Below are 17,946 nucleotides of genomic sequence, written 5' to 3' on the forward strand. Positions count from 1 at the left end.
ATCATGGGCAATCTCGCAGCATCCTATGGAGATGACGATGCACAAGCCGGTTGAACTCGTGAGCTATGACAGGGAATGGCCGGAAGCTTTCCAGCGCATCCGAGCCAAGCTGCTGGCCTTGCTGCCGCAGGCGCTCGCCATCGATCACGTCGGCAGCACCGCCATACCTGATATGACCGCAAAGCCGCTCATCGATATCGACATCGTTCTTCCCGCTCTCGAGCATATCCAGAGTGCGACACAGGTGCTTCTCTCGCAAGACTACGAGCCGCGCGGCAACCGCTATGACGACGAGGTTTGGGCATTCTTGTCGAGAGGTTCGGTGCCGGCCGAACGAGTCTACCTTTGCCCGGCCGGCAACGGCACGCATCGAAACAGGCTGGCTTTCCGGGATTATCTCATCGCGCATCCGGAAGCGGCGGCCGATTATGCCGCGCTGAAACGCAGGCTGGCAGCCGAATTCAGAATGGACGGCGATCGCTATACCGCTGAGAAGCGCGAATTTGTCGACACGATCGTCACGCGGGCATTGAAGGGATAGAGCATGTCGCGCAAAAGCGTGCGCAGTTTGCGATAACGGCATGCGCAAGAACGAGGACCTAAAGCGCAGCGAGCGAATCTGAAAGATCGCGACGCGCTCTAGGGTTAATGTCCGGCGCTCTGCGAGGCTCCAGCCGATCGCTCCTGCCATAGGCCGTCGACCACCTCGGTTTCCGGCCGGTCGCCGCCCTCGGCATATTCCTCATGCCATTTGCCGTTTTCGTCCTGCCAGCTGATCTCGGCGGAATCGCCCCCGACCTGCTGTTCGGCCGCGACGATGCGCGCAGCTTCGAGCGCCTCGGCATGGGTCGGGAATGCCTCGGAATAGACGCCTCCCAGCCTGTAGGCCCAACCGCCGTCATGCGGCACGACTTCGTAGACCACCTTGATCATGCATCCGTCTCCTCATCATCTTGTTGCGCATGCGCATGCTTCCGGACAGGGTCCGGATCATCGCGGCCGCGTGACGAGAATTCGAGGACGCCGCGATCTGCTTTTCCGGCCCCGATGGTGTCAGTATTTCATTAAACGTCGAAGACTGCAAATAGCGGAGTGCCGCCGCGTGCTTCCCATCCGAAATCAGTGACTTAGTTAAAGGCGTGAATCGCAACGGGAGCTGAGATTTGGGCATCGCGTCACGCCTTAAAGAGGAGAGGTTTCTGGTCATTGCACTCGTCGTCTCGGTGACTGCCTATCTTCTGGAGCATACGGTCATGGAGATGGGGGCAGGCCTGGCGCTCATCGCCGCCGCAGCACTCGTCGCCACCATCGTGCTCGCTTCGATCCGCGTCGCCCATCATGCCGAACTGCTCGCCGTCAAAGTCGGCGATCCCTACGGCACGATGATCCTGACACTTTCGGCCCTCGCCGTCGAAGTCATCATTCTTGCCATCATGATGAGCGGCGAAAGCTCTCCAACGCTGGTGCGCGACACGATCTATTCGGCCCTGATGCTCGATATCAACGGCATTCTCGGCCTCGCCGCCCTGCTCGGCGGCCTCAAGCATGGCGAGCAGCCTTATAACGACAATTCGGGAAAGACCTATGGCGTGATGATCCTGACCGCCATGGGCATTTCGATGATCGTGCCGGAATTCGTGCCGCGAGATCGGTGGCATTATTACTCCGCCTTCACCATTGTCGCGATGATCGCTCTCTACGGCCTCTTCCTGCGCATGCAGGTCGGCCAGCACAGCTATTTCTTCAGCTACAGCTACCCGCGCTCCGAGCGGAAGAAGGAAAGTCGCGACGAACACGGCGCTGACGGACCGGCAGCCGTCTCGATCGCCATCATCCTCGTCGGCGTCGTCGTCATTGGCCTGCTGGCGGAGTTCATGTCGACCTTCATGACCGAAGGGCTGCGCGACAGCGGCGCACCAATCGCCGTCACCGCCGCGGTCGTCGCGGCGATTTCGGCCGCGCCCGAAATCCTGACCGCCTTGCGAGCGGCTCTGAGAAACCGCATGCAGGCGACCGTCAACATTGCCATGGGCGCCTCGCTTTCCACCGTCATCCTGACGGTGCCCGTGATGGAGGCGATTGCACTTTATACCGGCCAGCCCTTCATCATGGCGATGACCCCGGTGCAGACGGTGATGGTGACGATCACCTTGATTGCCGCGGCGATCAACCTCAACGACGGCGAGACAAACGCCATCGAGGGCATGACACATTTCATCCTCTTCGCCACCTTCGTCATGCTGACGGCTCTGGGGCTCTGAGGACTCCCTCCTCGCGGAGGAAGGGAAAGAACAGGCTGTTTAGACGGGCTGTTGGGCGAAGAGCAGACGTTCGCGGGCTGCGAACCATTCATCGGCGTAATCGTCGTTCTTGTATTCCTCGAAATACGGCCCGCCGTCGGTGAAATGGACGTTCTTGGCGTCTTCGCGGTAGTCGTATTCATTGACGAGGTAATTCCATATCACCGGCAGTTCGCCGATGAGGTCGTCGTTCTCAAGCCACTTGAACTGGTGCAGCTGCAGGCCGGTCGCCGTGTTGACGTAGTCGGGCGTCAGCGCGCGGCATTTGTCGTTGTTGAAGAGAATGAAGCTCGACCAGTTCTTCTTTTCGTACTTGGTCTGCGTCTGGCCGAGGAACTTGGTGTCGATCTTCGGCTGATAATCGTGTTTGACGCACATGACGGCGTAACGCTCGTCGCGCAATGCCCAAAGCTCGGCGATATCGGCACGCATCAGCATGTCGCAATCCATGAAGATGCTCCAGCCCTCGAAACCGCTGAGATAGGGCGTCAGGAAACGCGAGAAGGAAAACTCCGTGGATTGCAGCGCGTTGCGCTCGCGGGTGAAAATCCCGCCAAGATTGGAAAGTGCAATGGGCGAGAACTCAACCGGGATCGACGACTTCTCGATGATACTCTGCACGAGAACGTGGTAGGCGACCACTTCCTTGGGATCGAAGCCTACAAAAATTCGGACGTTTTGTTGTTCCATTGTCCACCTTGATCGCCGGTATCGGCAACAGCTTTCTTGCCACCCATGCCTGTTAGCAAAGGCCCGCGACAGTCATCCCTTCGACTTTTCGAGAAAACGCTGCTTACGGGTTTTCGGTTTGAACCGCCGAAAGAAATTGTCGACGGCGCGGATGAATTTGGTGACGGACATCAGCCTGTCGATCTGGCTGTTCGTATTGTCGAGCCGCTCCGACAAGACCTCGGCCGCAGTCATCGCGATCTCGATCGGCGGCACCTCAGGAAACCGTTTGGCGAGCGCCGAATAGGGGCTGGCATCGACGCCGCCCATCATTGAGATCGACCCCATGCGCGCGAAGAGGCGCAGGAAGATCTGCTCGAACGTCCAATCGTGAACGTCAAACACCTTCCACTTCTCGCTCCGCTTCGCCGAAAAGCCGGCAAGCAGGATCTTGCCCGGCAACTGCAAATCGGCGAGCCACAACGCTACCGCAAAGCCGCTCGTCGCGATCTTGCCGATCGGATAGAGATCGGCGAGCATTTGCGTCAGATCAAGGTGACGGGCCTTAGCGCCTTCGAAGCAGCTCTTTTCGCTGAGATTTTCCTCGACGGAGACCCGGATGTTAACGACGCCGAGGAAATCGTCGCCGCCAAAGAAGCGCAAGACATCCGCCGCCTCGCGCCGGTGGACGATATGGGCGCCCATCACGTCGCTGCGGGCAACCAGCATGGAGTGGCCGACGAAGGGTTCGTCGAGCACCTTGTAGACCTTGTTGAAGAAGACGTAGAGCGCCGTCTCCGGCAATTTGCTCCGCAGCCGTTCGATATCGACCGCCTCGCTGTTTGCTACCAGCACGATATGGGAATAGCCCGACAACAGCGCCTTCCACGCTTCCGGCGTCAGGAAATTGAAGCCACCATCCGGAGTGGTCGTAGCCTTGTTATCGCTGGGAATTGCTTCCATATCGCCTCACATGCACTTTCCAAGGACGACGCGCTCCGTCCGCCCGACTAGCTGTTGCTGAAATAGGCGCGCATCCGGGCAAGCCGCCTCAGCCCGCCGATCTGCTTTCCCACATGCGAGAGGAAGCCCGCCACTCGGTCCGTCATCGACGGTTGCCTGCAGAAGGACGCCCAGGGCGTGTTGCGAAGATCCTCGGCATAACGATTGGCCATCCGCCGGTGCACCCAGGGAACGTTCGCCTGCCACGGTTTCTTGCGGCCGGTGAAATGAAAGATGGTCGGCCGATCGACGAAAGGCAGCAGGCCCGTCTGTGTATTCCAGCGCGGATCGAGCACCAGCCAGTCGCGGTCAAAAGTGACGTTCAGCGCATCCTGGTCGTTATTCTCGAACAGATGCGACCGCTCCTCGAAGATTTCGCGGGTCCTGGCGAAGAGCCCCCTCGCCCGGCAGGCCGACCAGTCAAACAGCAATACGCCGGCATTGAAGTAGCGGCCGCCCTCGCCCATGCCGATCTTGCGCTGGCGCGCGCCTGATTTCTCGGGAAAGGCCATGACATAGTCGTCGACGGCGGCAAGCGCCTTGCCTTGAAAATCAAGGGTGAAGAGTTCGTCGACAGCCGCAACCGCCAGCACGTCGGCGTCGAGATAAAGCAGGCGCTCGATATGGTCGGGTATATCCCGATCCATGTAGAGCCGCGCCAGTGTGGCCGCCGACCAGCGGCCCCGCGCCTGGAGGCCGGTGCCGGGCGTTTTATAGGGCAGCACCCTGATCGCCATACCATGAAGCCGCCCAAAATTATCGACCTCGGCGACCTGGTGCGGCTTGAGGTCGATGCCGAGAAGCAGGAACTCTACATCAGCATTTGTAAGATTGCGCTTGACGGAAAGCAGAGTGCAGCAGGCGGCCGGGAGCATGTTAACGTCAGAACAGACGATGACGGCACTCTGCTGCAAAATCCGGCCCCCCGAAGCGGCAAATTGAACTTGATGCCGGATATCTAGTTGGTTTGGCGGCTGCCCGCAACCGCAGATCATCCGCCCCACCGGCACTCCGCGTCACGTTTTGAATCGGAATTCAACGACTTGCGAGGCGAAGCGGAATCTGTGCGGCAGCGCGTTGAATCGGGACGTGAGCTATAGTCGCAATGCCAGAGGATGATCGACGAGCAGCCGGTCGACGGTGGCAAGCTGCAAGCCTTCGACCTTGCACTGCGCCAGCAGCAGCCGATCAAAGGGATCGCGCGTCTCCGGCTCAGGATCGGCAGCGGTGATGACATGCTGAATTTCGATCCCCAGCAGGATCAGCCTTGTTTCCTCAAGAACACCGGCAATGTCTTCGAGCGGCATGCCGGGATCCAACTTTCCCAGACGAGCCTTGATCGCCGTTTCCCGAAGGCCTGCGACGCTGACGAAGCCCACGGTTTTGCTGTCGCCGAGCAGCGACGCGATCTCTGGAATCGCGCGCCGGCGTCCTTCCTCAGGATCGCGAGAACGATACGAGTATCAAGAAGAAGTCTCATGACTCCGGCAAAGGCCTCAGGAGGAAATCCTCCGGCAGCGGATCGTCAAAATCATCCGCGATGAACGGCACGGGACAGGTAACCCCGAGCACGAAGATAGGCCTGACCGGCCTCCAGATCCAAACCGCCGCGTTTCTGATGGGGCACCAGGTCGAATACCGGCCGGCCGTTTCGGGTCACGACAATGATTTCACCTGCCTCGACCTCGCGGGGCAAGCTCGGTCAGGCGGTTCTTCGCATCACGGATTGAAACGGTCTTCATAGCCTCAAATGTAGCCACATGCAGCTACACCATCAACGCCGGATAAATAAAAGGCCCGCCGTCACCGACAGGCCTTCGATCGATATGATGGCGACAAGCCTACTTGCAAGCGCCGCAGAAGCGCTGGATGCGGCGGCAAGCTTCCTCAAGCAGATCTTCCGATGTCGCATAGGAGATCCGGAAATTTGGGCCGAGGCCGAAGGCGGAGCCGTGAACGACGGCGACGCCTTCCGATTCCAGAAGCTCGGAAACGAAATCTTCGTCCGTCTCGATGATCTTGCCCGACGGCGCCGTCTTGCCGATCAGGCCGGCGCAGGACGGATAAACGTAGAAGGCGCCTTCCGGCACCGGGCAGACGATACCCTTGGCTTGGTTCAGCATGGAGACGACGAGGTCGCGGCGGCCTTCGAAAATCTTCTTGTTCTCGGGGATGAAATCCTGCGTGCCGTTCAGCGCCTCGACAGCCGCCCATTGGGCGATCGACGTCGCACCCGAGGTCTGCTGACCCTGGATCATGTCCATCGCCTTGATGAGCTGAATCGGCCCGGCGGCATAACCAATACGCCAGCCGGTCATCGCATAGGCCTTGGAAACGCCGTTCATCGTCAGCGTGCGGTCGTAGAGCTTCGGCTCGACTTCGACGGGCGTGACGAATTTGAAGTCGCCATAGGTCAGGTGCTCGTACATGTCGTCGGTCAGCACCCAGACATGCGGATGCTTCATTAGCACATCAGTGAGCGCCTTCAGCTCGGCATGCGTATAGGCGGCGCCCGTCGGGTTGGATGGCGAGTTGAAAATGAACCACTTCGTCTTCGGCGTGATCGCCTTTTCGAGATCGGCAGGCTGGAGCTTGAAGTTATGCTCCTGGGTGGCCGAAACGAAAACCGGCGTGCCGCCGCAGAGCGCCACCATCTCCGGATAGGAAACCCAGTAGGGCGCTGGGATGACGACTTCATCGCCCGGGTTCAGCGTCGCCATGAAGGCGTTGAACAGGATCTGCTTGCCGCCGGTGCCGACGATCGTCTGCTCCCAGGAATATTCCAGGCCGTTCTCGCGCTTGAACTTGGCGGCGATCGCCTTGCGCAGCTCGGGGATGCCGGAAACCGGCGTATACTTCGTCTCGCCGCGGTTGATCGCGTCGATGGCAGCCTTCTTGATGTTGTCGGGCGTATCGAAATCCGGCTCGCCTGCGCCGAGGCCAATGACGTCGCGTCCTTTCGCTTTCAGCTCACGCGCTTTCTGGGAAACGGCGATGGTGGCTGAAGGCTTCACACGGGAAAGAGCATCGGCAAGGAAGGCCATGATATCGGTCCTATTGGTTGAAACGGGCAGAAAGCCGGGACCGGAGTTCTGCGGTTAGCTCTATGTCCAATGTATGACGGCATTTCAAGGGCAAAGGCGTGATGGAGGCAATGATTCTTATTGATCGTTTCGCCGCACCGGCGGGTAGGTCCGCCGTCCTTTTCGCCGAGGCGCGCGCGCAGTCGAGGCACCCCGCGCAACTTCCGGGATTAGGTGACTAACCAATCTGGGCGAATTGCTTTTCGAGGCAGTGTTGATGAACTTCCGTCATGACAAAGCCGCCTCGCAACTCTTCCAAGCCGCTGCTCAGGAATACCGACGCGCCGCTCCCCGCAGCCGGCCGCGCCGGCGGCGAGATCCCGCTCAGCCCGATCTTCCTTTCGATCCGATGCCGCCGCCTGTCGCGCTGCGTCGGGCATCAGGCGGGACACGGTTTCAGATGACGGACATCCCGGAATTGAACCAGGCCGAAGGTCGGCAATATCAGCAGCAGTCGACCGGCCGGGACACGGTTCGCCTGAACTATCTGAGCCTCGACACGGCGATTCTGCTGGGGATCCTGTTCATTGCGGTCGTCTTCAGGTTCCACAAGATTACCTTGCCGCTGGTCGACGGCTTCAGCTGGCGCGAGATAAGCACCGCGATGATGGCCGACAATTTCCAGCAGCGCAGCTGGAACATCCTCTTTCCAGAGGTCAGCTGGACCGGCCCCGGACCAGGCTACCAGGGCCGCGAGTTCCAGATTGTCAGCTATATCACTGCCCTGCTCTACCAGCTCTTCGGCTGGCACGACTGGTACGGCCGCGTGGTTGCGGCTGTCTTCGGGCTGGTGACGGTGTTTTCTCTGCACAGGCTGACAGCGCTGTGCTGGGGCATCATGCACGCCCATGCGGCGGCGCTTGCCTATGCGCTGATGCCGGCGGCGATCATGATCGACAGCTCGTTTCTTCCAGATCCCGCGATGCTGGCCCTCGTGACCCTCGGCGTCTGGCTATTCGTCAAATACTGGGCCGGCGGCAGCGGCTGGCTCTTGCCGCTTGCCACGGCGAGCGTCTCGCTCGGCGCACTGTCAAAGCCGCCAGGCCTAGTCGCGGGCGCCGTCATCTTCTATTTGATGGTTTGCTGGATTCTGGAGAAGAAGCAGAAGCAGGCAACCCGGGTCTTCCTGTGGGGGCTTGTGAGCTTGGCTATCGTCGCCGCTTATTACAGCTGGGCGATTTATCTCGGCCGTAATTATCCGCCGTTTCATATCGCCGGCAGCGGCTATATTTGGGACGACGGCCTCTGGGCATACGTCAAGAACAGGTTCTACGTCAAATCGGCGTGGAACACGTCGGTCTGGTGGTTCTACGGCTCTCCATTCTTGGTGCTGCTGGCGGTCGGCTTATGGATACCGCCCAGACCCGCTGAAGACCCGGAGCAACGCAGACTTTCGGCCATTCCCTATGTCTGGCTGGCAGCGGCCACGATCCTCTATCTGGCGGCGGCGGGCGAGATCACAGCTAATGTGTGGAACTTCCACATCTTCCATGTGCCAGTCGCGATGTTCTCAGGCCGCGGCGCGCTTCTCCTGGCAACGCTGTCACCGAGGGCCATTCTTAAGCCGGCTGTGGCGCTTCGCGCGATCTGCATCGTAGCCGTGGCGCTTGCCTGGTCGACCCTTCCCCTCGTCAGGACGATGAAGAAGCCAATCGCCATGAAGGGCAAGCTCCTTGGCGAGGAACTGGCGCGGTTGGCGAAACCGGGCGATCTCGTCGTCGCCACCGCGCCAGATGTCGGCGACCCCGTCGCAGTCTATTACAGCAGGGCGCGCGGCTGGGTGTTCCCGCCTGGAGGAGGCGATGCGGACTGGTCGAAATTCGTCGCGGATGACGCCACTGCGATCGCGCAGCTCGAGGAACTGCGCGCGCACGGCGCGGATCTGTTCGGCGTGACCAAGAACGCCACCGACCACGCGGACTTGCGATTCTTCGAGCATCACGTTGGCGTCATCGATTATCTGGACAAGACCGCAACCAAACTTGTGGATTCGGACGATTTGCTGGTCTACAGAATCACCCGTCCATGACATCGCGACAGTCTGAGGCCATGGGCTTTGGACAGGACATGGCCTCGATCGCGGTACTTTCGCGGTGACGACGATCATGTTTTTCGTCTTTTAAAATCAGAGAGATCGCCGGATTTTATCGCCGCCACGAATAAGCCGCAACAAATGCCGCACGCCGCCGCAATTCGGTCGCGAGCGCGCCGAGATCGAAGCTGCATCATTCCCTCATCCAAAATTGGTTATTGAGGGTAGGCCAATGTTTCTGGAAGATGAGTTCGCCATCGGGCGCATACGCATGCGCCCGATCTCCATTTCATGTCTTGTCGCCGTCACCGCTTTTGTCGCATGCATCACCGCGATGCTGGGACTTGCGTCCGCCGCCCGCGCCGAGACGCGGCAGGCATCCGGCCAGCTCGCGGCCCTTGTCCGGCCGAACAACGTCAATAGCGGCTCGCTGCTCTTCCCGTCGAAGGAACCGGGCTTTTATGTCGAAGCGCCGCGGCTGAAGACCGACGTCGCAATCGATGTCTCCGGCCCGATCGCCAGGGTGAAGGTAACGCAGCGCTTCCAAAACCCGAGCCAGGGCTGGGTCGAGGGCACCTACGTCTTCCCGCTGCCCGACAATTCGGCCGTTGACGCGCTGAAGATGCAGATCGGCGAACGCTTCATCGAAGGCCAGATCAAGCCGCGCCAGGAAGCCCGCGAGATCTATGAGCAGGCCAAGGCCGAGGGCAAGAAAACGGCGCTGCTCGAACAGCAGCGGCCCAACATCTTCACCAACCAGGTCGCCAATATCGGCCCCGGCGAAGAGATCGTCGTGCAGATCGAATATCAGCAGACGGTCCATCAGTCCGGCGGTGAATTCTCGCTGCGCTTCCCGATGGTCGTCGCGCCGCGCTATAATCCGGCCCCGATCGTCCAGACCGTCGAGTTCAATAACGGCGCCGGCTTCGCAACACCGAGAGACCCGGTGGAAAATCGGGAGAAGATCGAAGCCCCGGTGCTCGACCCGCGCGAGAATGCCAGGATCAACCCCATCTCGCTGATCATCAACCTCAAGGCCGGCTTCCCGCTCGGTGAGGTCAAATCCTCCTTCCACGACGTCGATATCGGACAGGACGGCGACCAGGCGAGAACGATCCGCCTGAAAGGAGACGCGGTTCCTGCCGACAAGGATTTCGAGCTCACCTGGAAAGCCGCTCCGGGCAAGACGCCGAGCGCCGGCCTCTTCCGGGAAGCGATCGATGGTAAGACCTATCTGCTTGCCTTCGTCACCCCGCCCACCGCGCCGGATGCGGCAGCGCCGGCAAAACGCGAGGTGGTCTTCGTCATCGACAATTCCGGCTCCATGTCCGGCCAGTCGATCGAACAGGCAAGACAGAGCCTGGCGCTTGCCATCTCCAGGCTCAACCCCGAGGATCGCTTCAACGTCATCCGTTTCGACGATACGATGACCGATTATTTCAACGGCCTCGTCGCCGCCACCCCCGACAACCGCGAAAAGGCCATCGCTTATATCAGGAGCCTAAACGCCGATGGCGGCACGGAAATGCTGCCGGCGCTCGAGGACGCGCTGCGCAACCAAGGCCCGATCGCAAGCGGAGCGCTGCGCCAGGTCGTATTCCTCACCGATGGCGCGATCGGCAACGAACAGCAGCTCTTCCAGGAAATCACCGAAAACCGCGGCGATGCCCGCGTCTTCACCGTCGGCATCGGCTCGGCGCCGAACACCTATTTCATGACCAAAGCCGCCGAGTTCGGCCGCGGCACCTTCACTCAGATCGGCTCGACCGATCAGGTGGCAAGCCGCATGAGCGAACTCTTCGCCAAGCTGCAGAACCCCGCAATGACCGATATCGCCGCGACTTTCGAAGGCATCGAAGCCGAGGATATCACGCCGAACCTGATGCCCGACCTCTATAGCGGCGAACCCGTCGTTCTAACGGCGGAACTGCCGCAGGAAAAGCCTACCGGCAAGCTGCAGATCGTCGGCAAGACAGGCAACCAGCCCTGGCGCGTCGAGATGGATATCGCCAATGCCGCAGACGGCAACGGCATTTCCAAGCTCTGGGCGCGACGCAAGATCGACGATTTCGAGGCCCGCGCCTATGAGCACCAGGACCCCGCCGCACTCGACAAGGACATAGAGACGGTGGCGCTCGCCCACCACCTCGTCTCGCGCGTCACCAGTCTGGTCGCCGTCGACGTCACGCCGTCGCGGCCGGCAACCGAACCGCTCGGCTCGGCGAAGCTGCCGCTCAACCTGCCCGAAGGTTGGGACTTCGGAAAGGTCTTCGGCGAAAACGCTGTCCCGTCTGGCGGCGCAGAACGCCACGGCGCGGCCACGCCGGCTGGAAGCGCCGAACCGCAACGGACCGCAGCCGCAACGCAGGATCTCGCTGCATCGCCCGAGATCGCCAACTTGATGGCCGCGGCGCCGACGGCGAAAGCCGCCACGCCGATCGCGCAGAAGAGCTCGACCGTGAACCTGCCGCAGACGGCGACACGCGCCGACGAGCAGATCATGCGCGGGCTCACCATGCTGCTGCTGGCGCTGGCGGCGGCGAGCGGGCTCGCTATCTGGCGCCGCCGCTTCAAGGGTCTCGTCTCGGCCGGAGCCAAGCGCGATGGTTTCTAGCAACAATCAGGAAGCGGCCGAATTCGAGCCACTTCCGACCTATCTGGAACTCGCCATGGCCGCCGCCACGGCCCACGACATGCCGAAGGCGCGAAGGAGAAAGGGTTTCTTCCTCTGGCGTCTTTCGCCGATCGAGAAGACGATCGCCTTCGCCATTGCCGGTCTTGCCTTCTATGGCCTGGCGCTGATCGGTGACGGTTTTCTGCTGAAGGCGAAGGCGGAAATCTCGCAAGTCCTGCTGAAGCGTGCTTTTGCCGCCGAACTGAGCGGCAAGGAGACGAAACCCTGGCCCTGGGCCGATTTCACCACCGAAGCCAGGGTGCGTGCGCCGCGCCTCGGCAAGGAGGCAATCGTGCTTTCCGGTGCCTCCGGCGAAGCGCTCGCCTTCGGTCCGGCCTGGCTCGCCAATACACCGCAGCCGGGCGACGAAGGCACCTCCGTCATCGCCGCCCATCGCGACACCCATTTCCGCTGGCTGCAATATATAAGGCCGGGTGATACGATCGAAGTTACCCGCCGCGACGGCAAGCTATTGACCTTCAAGGCTGGCGAAGGCCGCATTGCCCCCTGGGACGCGAGCGGCATCGACCCTTCCTCCGATGGCCGCCGCCTCGTACTGACCACCTGCTGGCCGTTCGATGCGACCGAACGCGGGCCGCTACGCTACATTCTCGAAGCCGAACTAGTCGATGGTAACGCGATCGGCTCCCTTCAACCGGCAAACACAAAGCCGTTATTACAGACAGACTGAGGCTTGAAGCTCTGCCCTGCCCACTCCACGTTCCGGATGGAGAGACGACGGGGAAGCAAATGACGAGAATATCCGCCTTCCATTTCGCCGCGGCGCTGGTTCTGTTCGGCGCCACATCGGCCAATGCGGCCGATACCGTCAACACGCAGGGCCCTGCGGTTCGCGTCGAAAAACTGGTGGATGGTCTCGAACACCCCTGGGCGGTCGAAGTGTTGCCCGACGGAGCATATCTCGTCACCGAGCGGCCGGGCCGCATGCGCATTATTCGCGATGGCAAACTTTCCGAGCCGATCGGCAACGTGCCCAAAGTCAATGCCCGCGGCCAGGGCGGTCTTATGGACGTGGCGCTTGCCACGGATTTTGTCACGAGCAGAAAACTCTATTTCACCGCCGCCATCGCCTATAGGCAGGGCTCCGGCACCGAGGCCTTCAGCGCGACGCTGTCCGCCGACGAAAAGACGCTTGAGGCGGTGACGCCGATTTTCACCATGCGGCGCTTCACAACGGGCAACATCCAATATGGCGCGCGCATCGCGATCGCCCGTGACGGCACACTGTTCATCAGCGTCGGCGACCGCGGCGACCGCGACCGATCGCAGGACTGGCAGGACGATGCCGGCTCGATCGTCCACATCAATGCCGACGGCAGCATCCCCGCCGACAATCCCTTCAAGGACGGCGGCAAGGCGCTGCCGGAGATCTGGTCGAAGGGCCACCGGAACCCGCAGGGCATCTCTTTCGATGCCAAGGACGGCAATCTCTACACCGTCGAGCATGGCGCACGCGGCGGCGACGAGATCAATCAGATCGAAGCGGGCAAGAATTATGGCTGGCCGATCATCACCTACGGCCGTGACTATTCGGGCGCCGAGATCGGCGAAGGCACCGCCAAAAAAGGGCTGGAGCAGCCGCTGCACTATTGGGATCCTTCGATCGCGCCCGGCGCGCTCGCTGTCTATCGCGGCGCCATGTTCCCGGAATGGGACGGCGACTTCCTCGTCGCGGCGCTGAAATTCCAGCTGCTCTCGCGCATGCAGCGCGACGAGAGCGGCGCCTTCGTCGCCGAAGAGCGCTTGTTCGAAGGCGATTACGGCCGCATCCGCGACGTCATCGTGGCGCCCGACGGCGCGTTGCTGATGGTGACGGACGAGGACGACGGCGCGCTGCTCAGGGTCTCGCGCGCTCAGGCCAACAACGGTTGAGATCTCGCCAGGCTCAAGCGTCTACTTACAGCTATATTCCCAGACGAAGTACTGAGGATGCCTGGCGTCGGGATCCTTGTCTTGCTCCGGATCCTTGCTTAACCAAATATTTCCGAGCAAGGAAACACCATTCCGGCAGCTGTCCTTGATCAAAATCGCCACCATCTCGAAAACCTGCAAATGCCGGTCACGAAAAGACATTTCGGCCAGCGGGCCTGTGTATTTCTTCCCGTTATGAGTGACTTCAATTCTGCGGCTGTTCGGACCTAAAGCGGTAACGAGATAGCTGAACTTCGAACCACTGCGCTCTACTGTTCCGCTTTTCACAGCATCGCGGGCATCCGCTGGTTCTGTGGCAAGTGCCAAAAGTCCGCACAGCACAATGAACTTCAAATATTTTCCACCCATAAAACACGCGCTCCCGTTACCTGCCCATGATGCTGGCTTGATCATGTACAAGACCAGCAATCGGCCGGCATTACTACGGTTGCGATCCTTCGCTCCACAGTCACGTGATCTGCTTTGCGGTTAAGGGAATAGATCGACCCGTCAAAGTCTTCGCCCTTGCCTGGAGGAAGCGCAGCTGCTAACCGCTCCGACAGATCTCCCTTCCCCCTCGAGGACGACATGACGCGTATTCAGGCGAACCTCCTCCTGTTGCTTGCAGCCGCCATCTGGGGCGGCGGGTTCGTCGCGCAATCGACGGCGATGAAGGCGATCGGCCCCTTCTGGTTCATCGCCTTGCGTTTTGCCGTCGCCACATTGGCCGTCTTGCCTTTCGTTCTTCTGGAAGCGCGTAAGACAGAGGTGAAGACCAGCGCGCGCCATGCCAGGCTCTACGTCCTCACGGGCCTTGCCCTTTTCAGCGGCGCCGCCACCCAGCAGGTCGGCCTGCAGACGACAACGGTGACGAATTCCAGCTTCATCACCGGCCTCTATGTCGTCTTCGTGCCGCTCATTGCCGTGTTCTTCCTGCGCCGTGCCCCGCATTGGATCATCTGGCCGGGCGCGCTGATGGCGCTCGCCGGCATCTATCTCCTGTCCGGCGGTCATCTTTCGGCGCTCACCTCAGGCGATCTCCTGACTGTGGTCTGCGCCGTCTTCTGGGCGATCCAGATCACCCTTGCCGGCACGACCGTCTCCGAGAGTGGAAGGCCGCTCGCGCTGGCGGCTACGCAATTTGCCGTCACCACGGTCTGCGCGCTGGCCATTGCCGCAGCGGTCGAACCGATCAGCCTTTCGGCGATTTGGTCCGCAGGACCCGAGATCCTTTATGTCGGCATCTTCTCGTCCGGTCTGGCCTTCGTGCTGCAGGTGATCGCCCAGCGCTATACGACGCCGTCGCAGGCGGCGATCTTCCTATCATCCGAAGCGCTCTTCGGCGCATCGCTCGCAGCGCTGATTCTCGATGAGTCGATGCCGGCCGCGGGATATACAGGTTGTGCGCTAATGTTTATCGCTATGCTTGTAGTCGAGATCGTCCCCGGCTTTGCTCGCCGTCGCTTGCCGGCCGCCTGAACACGCGTCCAAATATGGGTGGATGCCGGATTGGAAAAAAATTTTAAGGGAACCCGCAAAGCCCGTTTACGTTGCATTTTTGGCAAAATCTGCCCGAAACTTACATTGCAGACGATATAAATCGTTAATCATCTCCCATTCGCGGCAGAAATTTTGCCTTTTTGCGCAAACCAGATGTCGGAAGCAGTGTGCCCGCAAGGACACGTTAAAAAACTTTTGCTTGCCAAAATCCCTTAAACGCAGCACTCTCGGCGCGTTCGGGCATTTTGCGAGCATGGGAAGTCCTTAAGTATTTGCGCGCCGGGAACGCTAATATTCCGGTCAGCCGGTTCCAAATAAGGCAGGCGAAAGTTCTGCTTGGAGCAGGCCGAGGTAGAGGGGACCTTTTTCTCACATTTCAAGACTTGCCTGCCAACGCCTCTCGCAAGGAGGCAATGCTATGATGCTGCCCGTGTGGATGGCGGGCAGAGAGAAAAGGACCTGACGCATGGCCGAGACTGGCACTGTAAAATTCTTCAATACCGACAAAGGCTTCGGCTTCATCAAGCCGGACCGGGGCGGCGCCGATATCTTCGTTCACATTTCTGCCGTACAGGCCTCCGGGCTGGCCGGTTTGACGGAAAACCAGAAGGTAAGCTTCGACACGGAGCCGGATCGCCGCGGCAAGGGCCCCAAGGCCGTCAATCTGCAGATTGCCGGCTGAGCCCCTAACAAGGCTGTCGAATTCGAGTTGAAGCCCGGCAGTAATGCCGGGTTTTGTCGTTCAGCCTTCGTTCAGCTGCGGATTTGTAGGAATGTTGTCATCGAGAAAGGAACCGACATTCGGTTCCCGGAATTAGGGTATCACGCTTATGAACAGGCTCGCCAAAACTCTTTTGCTGACGGCAACGGCTGCCGCACTCACCCTCTCCGCCATCGGCGAAGCATCGGCCCGAGACCGCCATTGGCGCCGCAATGACGCGCTGGTTGGTGGCGCCGTCGGGCTTGCGACGGGTCTGATCGTCGGCTCGGCTATCGCCAACGCCAATAACGGCCCTGTTTACGATGAACCTCGCTACATCGACCCGCCCTACGAGCCGGATTACTATGAACCCGCTCCCGTCTACCGCGCCCCGCGCCGCGTCTACGTTGAAGAGCCGCGCTATGTCGAGCAGCCGCGATATTATGCGCCCGTCCGCACGGCCGTGGAGCCCTGGTCGCCGCAATGGGAGCGCTACTGCTCTTACCGCTACCGCTCCTTCGATCCGCGCAGCGGCACCTATATCGGCAATGATGGCCGCAGCCACTTCTGCACCGCCGGCTGATCGCTCGACGATCCCTGATACGAAGCGCCGCTCCTCAGCGGCGCTTTTGTTTTTAGTTTAAGCCGGAATGCGGATCGTTGCCCTCAAGCCCCCGAGCGGGCTGTCGCCGAGCGTGACGTTGCCCCCATGGCTGCGGGCAATATCGCGGGCGATCGCCAGACCGAGGCCGGTGCCTGATGCATCCAGGTTGCGGGCCGCATCCAGCCGGAAGAACGGCTTGAACACGTCCTCGCGATTCTTTTCCGGAATGCCCGGCCCGTCATCGTCGAAGATAACAGTCAGCCACTTGGCATTGTGCTTAGCATCGATGTCCAGCCTGTTGGCATAACGGCGCGCGTTCGAGGCAAGGTTGGTGACGAGACGCGTGAACGCATTCGGCCTGACGGAAATGTCGTCGTCGCCTTCGATCGAATAGCTGAACTGTTTACGATGCAGGACGAAATCGGATTCCAGCTTGGCGAAGATCTCGCTGAGCTTCAGCTCGCCGACATCCTCTTCGACCTCGCCGCGGGCGAAGGCCATGTAGGCCTCCAGCATCGTCTGCATATCATTGACGTCGTCGTTCAGGCCATGCAGGTCGGGATTGTCGCCGGCGAGTGCCAGTTGCAGCTTGAAGCGGGTGAGAATGGTGCGCAGATCGTGGCTGACGCCGGAAAGCATCGCCGTGCGCTGCTCGATCTGCCGCTCGATGCGTTCACGCATCAGAATGAAGGCAAGGCCGGCGCGCCTGACTTCGTCGGCGCCGCGCGGATAGAAATTGTCGGGCTTCTGCCCTTTGCCGAAGCTTTCGGCAGCCCGCGCCAGCATCAGAATCGGCCGGATCTGCCCGCGCAGGAAGAGGATCGAAATGCCGATCAGCACCAGCGACGTGCCGACCATCCAGACGATGAAGATATGGGTGTTGGAGGCATAGGTCTGACTGCGTTTGGCCAGCACCCGCAGGATCTTGTTCTCGAGCTTGATGCGAATTTCGACGAGATTCGAGTTGCCGACCGTGTCGATCCAGAAAGGCCGGTGAATCTCATCGGTGATCTCATCGCTGAGAATGCCGTCAAGGATCGAGAAGAACGGCTTGACGCGCGGCGGCGGCAGATCGCCGTCCGGCTCGATCGAAATCTGCAGGTTGAGCTGATCGCGCGCGATGCGGATGATCTCGTTATAGTCCGAATTCTGCGGATAGGTCTCGACGATCTCGATGATCGCGGCGATGTCGCGGGTGACGGCGAGCGACAGCCGCTCGGTCACCATTTGCCAGTGACGCTCCATGAAGACGGCGGCGACGACGGATTGCAGCAGCACCATCGGGATGATGATGATCAGCAGCGAGCGCGCGTAGAGTCCGGTGGGCAATCGGCGCCGCAGCCAGCGGACGATCCAGCGCCAGCCCGCCGCCGGAGCGCGGTCTTCCCGCCGCAAACTGTCCATTGTCACCATCGTCGGTCCCGGCCGTTCAGAGCACGATGCGGGAAAG

17 protein-coding genes and 2 pseudogenes are annotated in these 17,946 nt (G+C 60.5%); 10 read left to right on the forward strand and 9 right to left on the reverse strand.

What is annotated here, in order from left to right; translation table 11 throughout:
• Positions 1–31: 31 nt before the first annotated feature.
• Positions 32–541: a GrpB family protein gene (locus Tal182_RS16450; protein WP_064806259.1), complete on the forward strand. Its 510-nt coding sequence runs from the start codon at positions 32–34 to the stop codon at positions 539–541.
• Positions 542–645: 104 nt separating this feature from the next.
• On the opposite strand, the gene Tal182_RS16455 is transcribed toward Tal182_RS16450, so the two are convergent.
• Complete coding sequence (locus tag Tal182_RS16455; RefSeq protein ID WP_064804010.1) at positions 646–933, reverse strand: DUF2188 domain-containing protein; 288 nt, start codon at positions 931–933, stop codon at positions 646–648.
• A 230-nt stretch (positions 934–1,163) separates the two neighbouring features.
• On the opposite strand from Tal182_RS16455, the gene Tal182_RS16460 reads away from it, so the two are divergent.
• On the forward strand, positions 1,164–2,261 hold the full coding sequence (locus tag Tal182_RS16460; RefSeq protein ID WP_085860119.1) for a calcium:proton antiporter: 1,098 nt from the start codon (positions 1,164–1,166) through the stop codon (positions 2,259–2,261).
• A gap of 39 nt (positions 2,262–2,300) precedes the next feature.
• Here the strand turns inward: Tal182_RS16460 and Tal182_RS16465 are convergent, their stop codons facing one another.
• The 6 genes and pseudogenes from Tal182_RS16465 to Tal182_RS16490 all read right to left on the reverse strand — a co-directional run bounded on the left by Tal182_RS16465 (position 2,301) and on the right by Tal182_RS16490 (position 7,015).
• Entirely contained in the window at positions 2,301–2,990 is a 690-nt protein-coding gene (locus Tal182_RS16465; protein WP_064804014.1) for a hypothetical protein, read from the reverse strand.
• 72 nt (positions 2,991–3,062) lie between these two features.
• On the reverse strand, positions 3,063–3,932 hold the full coding sequence (locus Tal182_RS16470) for a hypothetical protein (protein ID WP_064804016.1): 870 nt from the start codon (positions 3,930–3,932) through the stop codon (positions 3,063–3,065).
• A 47-nt stretch (positions 3,933–3,979) separates the two neighbouring features.
• On the reverse strand, positions 3,980–4,885 hold the full coding sequence (locus Tal182_RS16475) for a glycosyltransferase family 8 protein (protein ID WP_085860120.1): 906 nt from the start codon (positions 4,883–4,885) through the stop codon (positions 3,980–3,982).
• Between the two features lie 180 nt (positions 4,886–5,065).
• A pseudogene (locus Tal182_RS16480) lies at positions 5,066–5,451 on the reverse strand (type II toxin-antitoxin system VapC family toxin).
• A pseudogene (locus Tal182_RS33200) lies at positions 5,448–5,713 on the reverse strand (type II toxin-antitoxin system prevent-host-death family antitoxin). The pseudogenes Tal182_RS16480 and Tal182_RS33200 overlap by 4 nt, the downstream one beginning before the upstream one ends.
• A gap of 99 nt (positions 5,714–5,812) precedes the next feature.
• Positions 5,813–7,015: a pyridoxal phosphate-dependent aminotransferase gene (locus Tal182_RS16490; RefSeq protein WP_064804022.1), complete on the reverse strand. Its 1,203-nt coding sequence runs from the start codon at positions 7,013–7,015 to the stop codon at positions 5,813–5,815.
• Positions 7,016–7,284: 269 nt separating this feature from the next.
• Between Tal182_RS16490 and Tal182_RS31765 the strand changes: the two genes are divergently transcribed.
• The 5 genes from Tal182_RS31765 to Tal182_RS16510 all read left to right on the forward strand — a co-directional run bounded on the left by Tal182_RS31765 (position 7,285) and on the right by Tal182_RS16510 (position 13,653).
• Positions 7,285–7,458 carry a hypothetical protein gene (locus tag Tal182_RS31765; protein WP_245344784.1) on the forward strand — a complete coding sequence of 58 codons (174 nt, stop codon included), beginning with the start codon at positions 7,285–7,287 and terminating at the stop codon, positions 7,456–7,458.
• Positions 7,455–9,083, forward strand: a complete 1,629-nt coding sequence (locus Tal182_RS16495) for a glycosyltransferase family 39 protein (RefSeq protein ID WP_064804024.1) — start codon at positions 7,455–7,457, stop codon at positions 9,081–9,083. The genes Tal182_RS31765 and Tal182_RS16495 overlap by 4 nt, the downstream gene beginning before the upstream one ends.
• Positions 9,084–9,318: 235 nt before the next feature.
• Positions 9,319–11,700 (forward strand): marine proteobacterial sortase target protein, encoded by a 2,382-nt coding sequence (locus tag Tal182_RS16500; RefSeq protein ID WP_085860121.1) that lies wholly within the window; start codon positions 9,319–9,321, stop codon positions 11,698–11,700.
• Entirely contained in the window at positions 11,690–12,451 is a 762-nt protein-coding gene (locus Tal182_RS16505) for a class GN sortase (protein WP_085860122.1), read from the forward strand. The genes Tal182_RS16500 and Tal182_RS16505 overlap by 11 nt, the downstream gene beginning before the upstream one ends.
• Before the next feature lie 59 nt (positions 12,452–12,510).
• A complete protein-coding gene (locus Tal182_RS16510) occupies positions 12,511–13,653 on the forward strand; it encodes a PQQ-dependent sugar dehydrogenase (RefSeq protein WP_085860123.1) in 1,143 nt (380 codons plus the stop codon).
• A gap of 21 nt (positions 13,654–13,674) precedes the next feature.
• Here the strand turns inward: Tal182_RS16510 and Tal182_RS16515 are convergent, their stop codons facing one another.
• A complete protein-coding gene (locus Tal182_RS16515; RefSeq protein WP_085860124.1) occupies positions 13,675–14,061 on the reverse strand; it encodes a hypothetical protein in 387 nt (128 codons plus the stop codon).
• A 219-nt stretch (positions 14,062–14,280) separates the two neighbouring features.
• Between Tal182_RS16515 and Tal182_RS16520 the strand changes: the two genes are divergently transcribed.
• From Tal182_RS16520 to Tal182_RS16530, 3 genes are all read left to right on the forward strand, one after another.
• Complete coding sequence (locus tag Tal182_RS16520) at positions 14,281–15,171, forward strand: DMT family transporter (RefSeq protein ID WP_085860125.1); 891 nt, start codon at positions 14,281–14,283, stop codon at positions 15,169–15,171.
• A gap of 487 nt (positions 15,172–15,658) precedes the next feature.
• Positions 15,659–15,874 carry a cold-shock protein gene (locus Tal182_RS16525; RefSeq protein ID WP_003561293.1) on the forward strand — a complete coding sequence of 72 codons (216 nt, stop codon included), beginning with the start codon at positions 15,659–15,661 and terminating at the stop codon, positions 15,872–15,874.
• 148 nt (positions 15,875–16,022) lie between these two features.
• A complete protein-coding gene (locus Tal182_RS16530) occupies positions 16,023–16,475 on the forward strand; it encodes a BA14K family protein (RefSeq protein WP_011426247.1) in 453 nt (150 codons plus the stop codon).
• A gap of 57 nt (positions 16,476–16,532) precedes the next feature.
• Here the strand turns inward: Tal182_RS16530 and Tal182_RS16535 are convergent, their stop codons facing one another.
• A complete protein-coding gene (locus Tal182_RS16535; protein ID WP_085860126.1) occupies positions 16,533–17,909 on the reverse strand; it encodes an ATP-binding protein in 1,377 nt (458 codons plus the stop codon).
• Positions 17,910–17,946: the final 37 nt, after the last annotated feature.

Origin of the sequence: Rhizobium sp. TAL182, assembly GCF_002117725.1 — a bacterium.
Classification (GTDB): domain Bacteria; phylum Pseudomonadota; class Alphaproteobacteria; order Rhizobiales; family Rhizobiaceae; genus Rhizobium; species Rhizobium esperanzae.

Bases quoted from the DNA above. Each gene is read 5' to 3' on its own strand.
- Tal182_RS16450 (WP_064806259.1), top strand. From the start codon at position 32: ATGACGATGCACAAGCCGGTTGAACTCGTGAGCTATGACAGGGAATGG.
- Tal182_RS16455 (WP_064804010.1), bottom strand. From the start codon at position 933: ATGATCAAGGTGGTCTACGAAGTCGTGCCGCATGACGGCGGTTGGGCC.
- Tal182_RS16465 (WP_064804014.1), bottom strand. From the start codon at position 2,990: ATGGAACAACAAAACGTCCGAATTTTTGTAGGCTTCGATCCCAAGGAA.
- Tal182_RS16470 (WP_064804016.1), bottom strand. From the start codon at position 3,932: ATGGAAGCAATTCCCAGCGATAACAAGGCTACGACCACTCCGGATGGT.
- Tal182_RS16490 (WP_064804022.1), bottom strand. From the start codon at position 7,015: ATGGCCTTCCTTGCCGATGCTCTTTCCCGTGTGAAGCCTTCAGCCACC.
- Tal182_RS31765 (WP_245344784.1), top strand. From the start codon at position 7,285: ATGACAAAGCCGCCTCGCAACTCTTCCAAGCCGCTGCTCAGGAATACC.
- Tal182_RS16495 (WP_064804024.1), top strand. From the start codon at position 7,455: ATGACGGACATCCCGGAATTGAACCAGGCCGAAGGTCGGCAATATCAG.
- Tal182_RS16500 (WP_085860121.1), top strand. From the start codon at position 9,319: ATGTTTCTGGAAGATGAGTTCGCCATCGGGCGCATACGCATGCGCCCG.
- Tal182_RS16505 (WP_085860122.1), top strand. From the start codon at position 11,690: ATGGTTTCTAGCAACAATCAGGAAGCGGCCGAATTCGAGCCACTTCCG.
- Tal182_RS16510 (WP_085860123.1), top strand. From the start codon at position 12,511: ATGACGAGAATATCCGCCTTCCATTTCGCCGCGGCGCTGGTTCTGTTC.
- Tal182_RS16515 (WP_085860124.1), bottom strand. From the start codon at position 14,061: ATGGGTGGAAAATATTTGAAGTTCATTGTGCTGTGCGGACTTTTGGCA.
- Tal182_RS16520 (WP_085860125.1), top strand. From the start codon at position 14,281: ATGACGCGTATTCAGGCGAACCTCCTCCTGTTGCTTGCAGCCGCCATC.
- Tal182_RS16525 (WP_003561293.1), top strand. From the start codon at position 15,659: ATGGCCGAGACTGGCACTGTAAAATTCTTCAATACCGACAAAGGCTTC.
- Tal182_RS16530 (WP_011426247.1), top strand. From the start codon at position 16,023: ATGAACAGGCTCGCCAAAACTCTTTTGCTGACGGCAACGGCTGCCGCA.
- Tal182_RS16535 (WP_085860126.1), bottom strand. From the start codon at position 17,909: ATGGTGACAATGGACAGTTTGCGGCGGGAAGACCGCGCTCCGGCGGCG.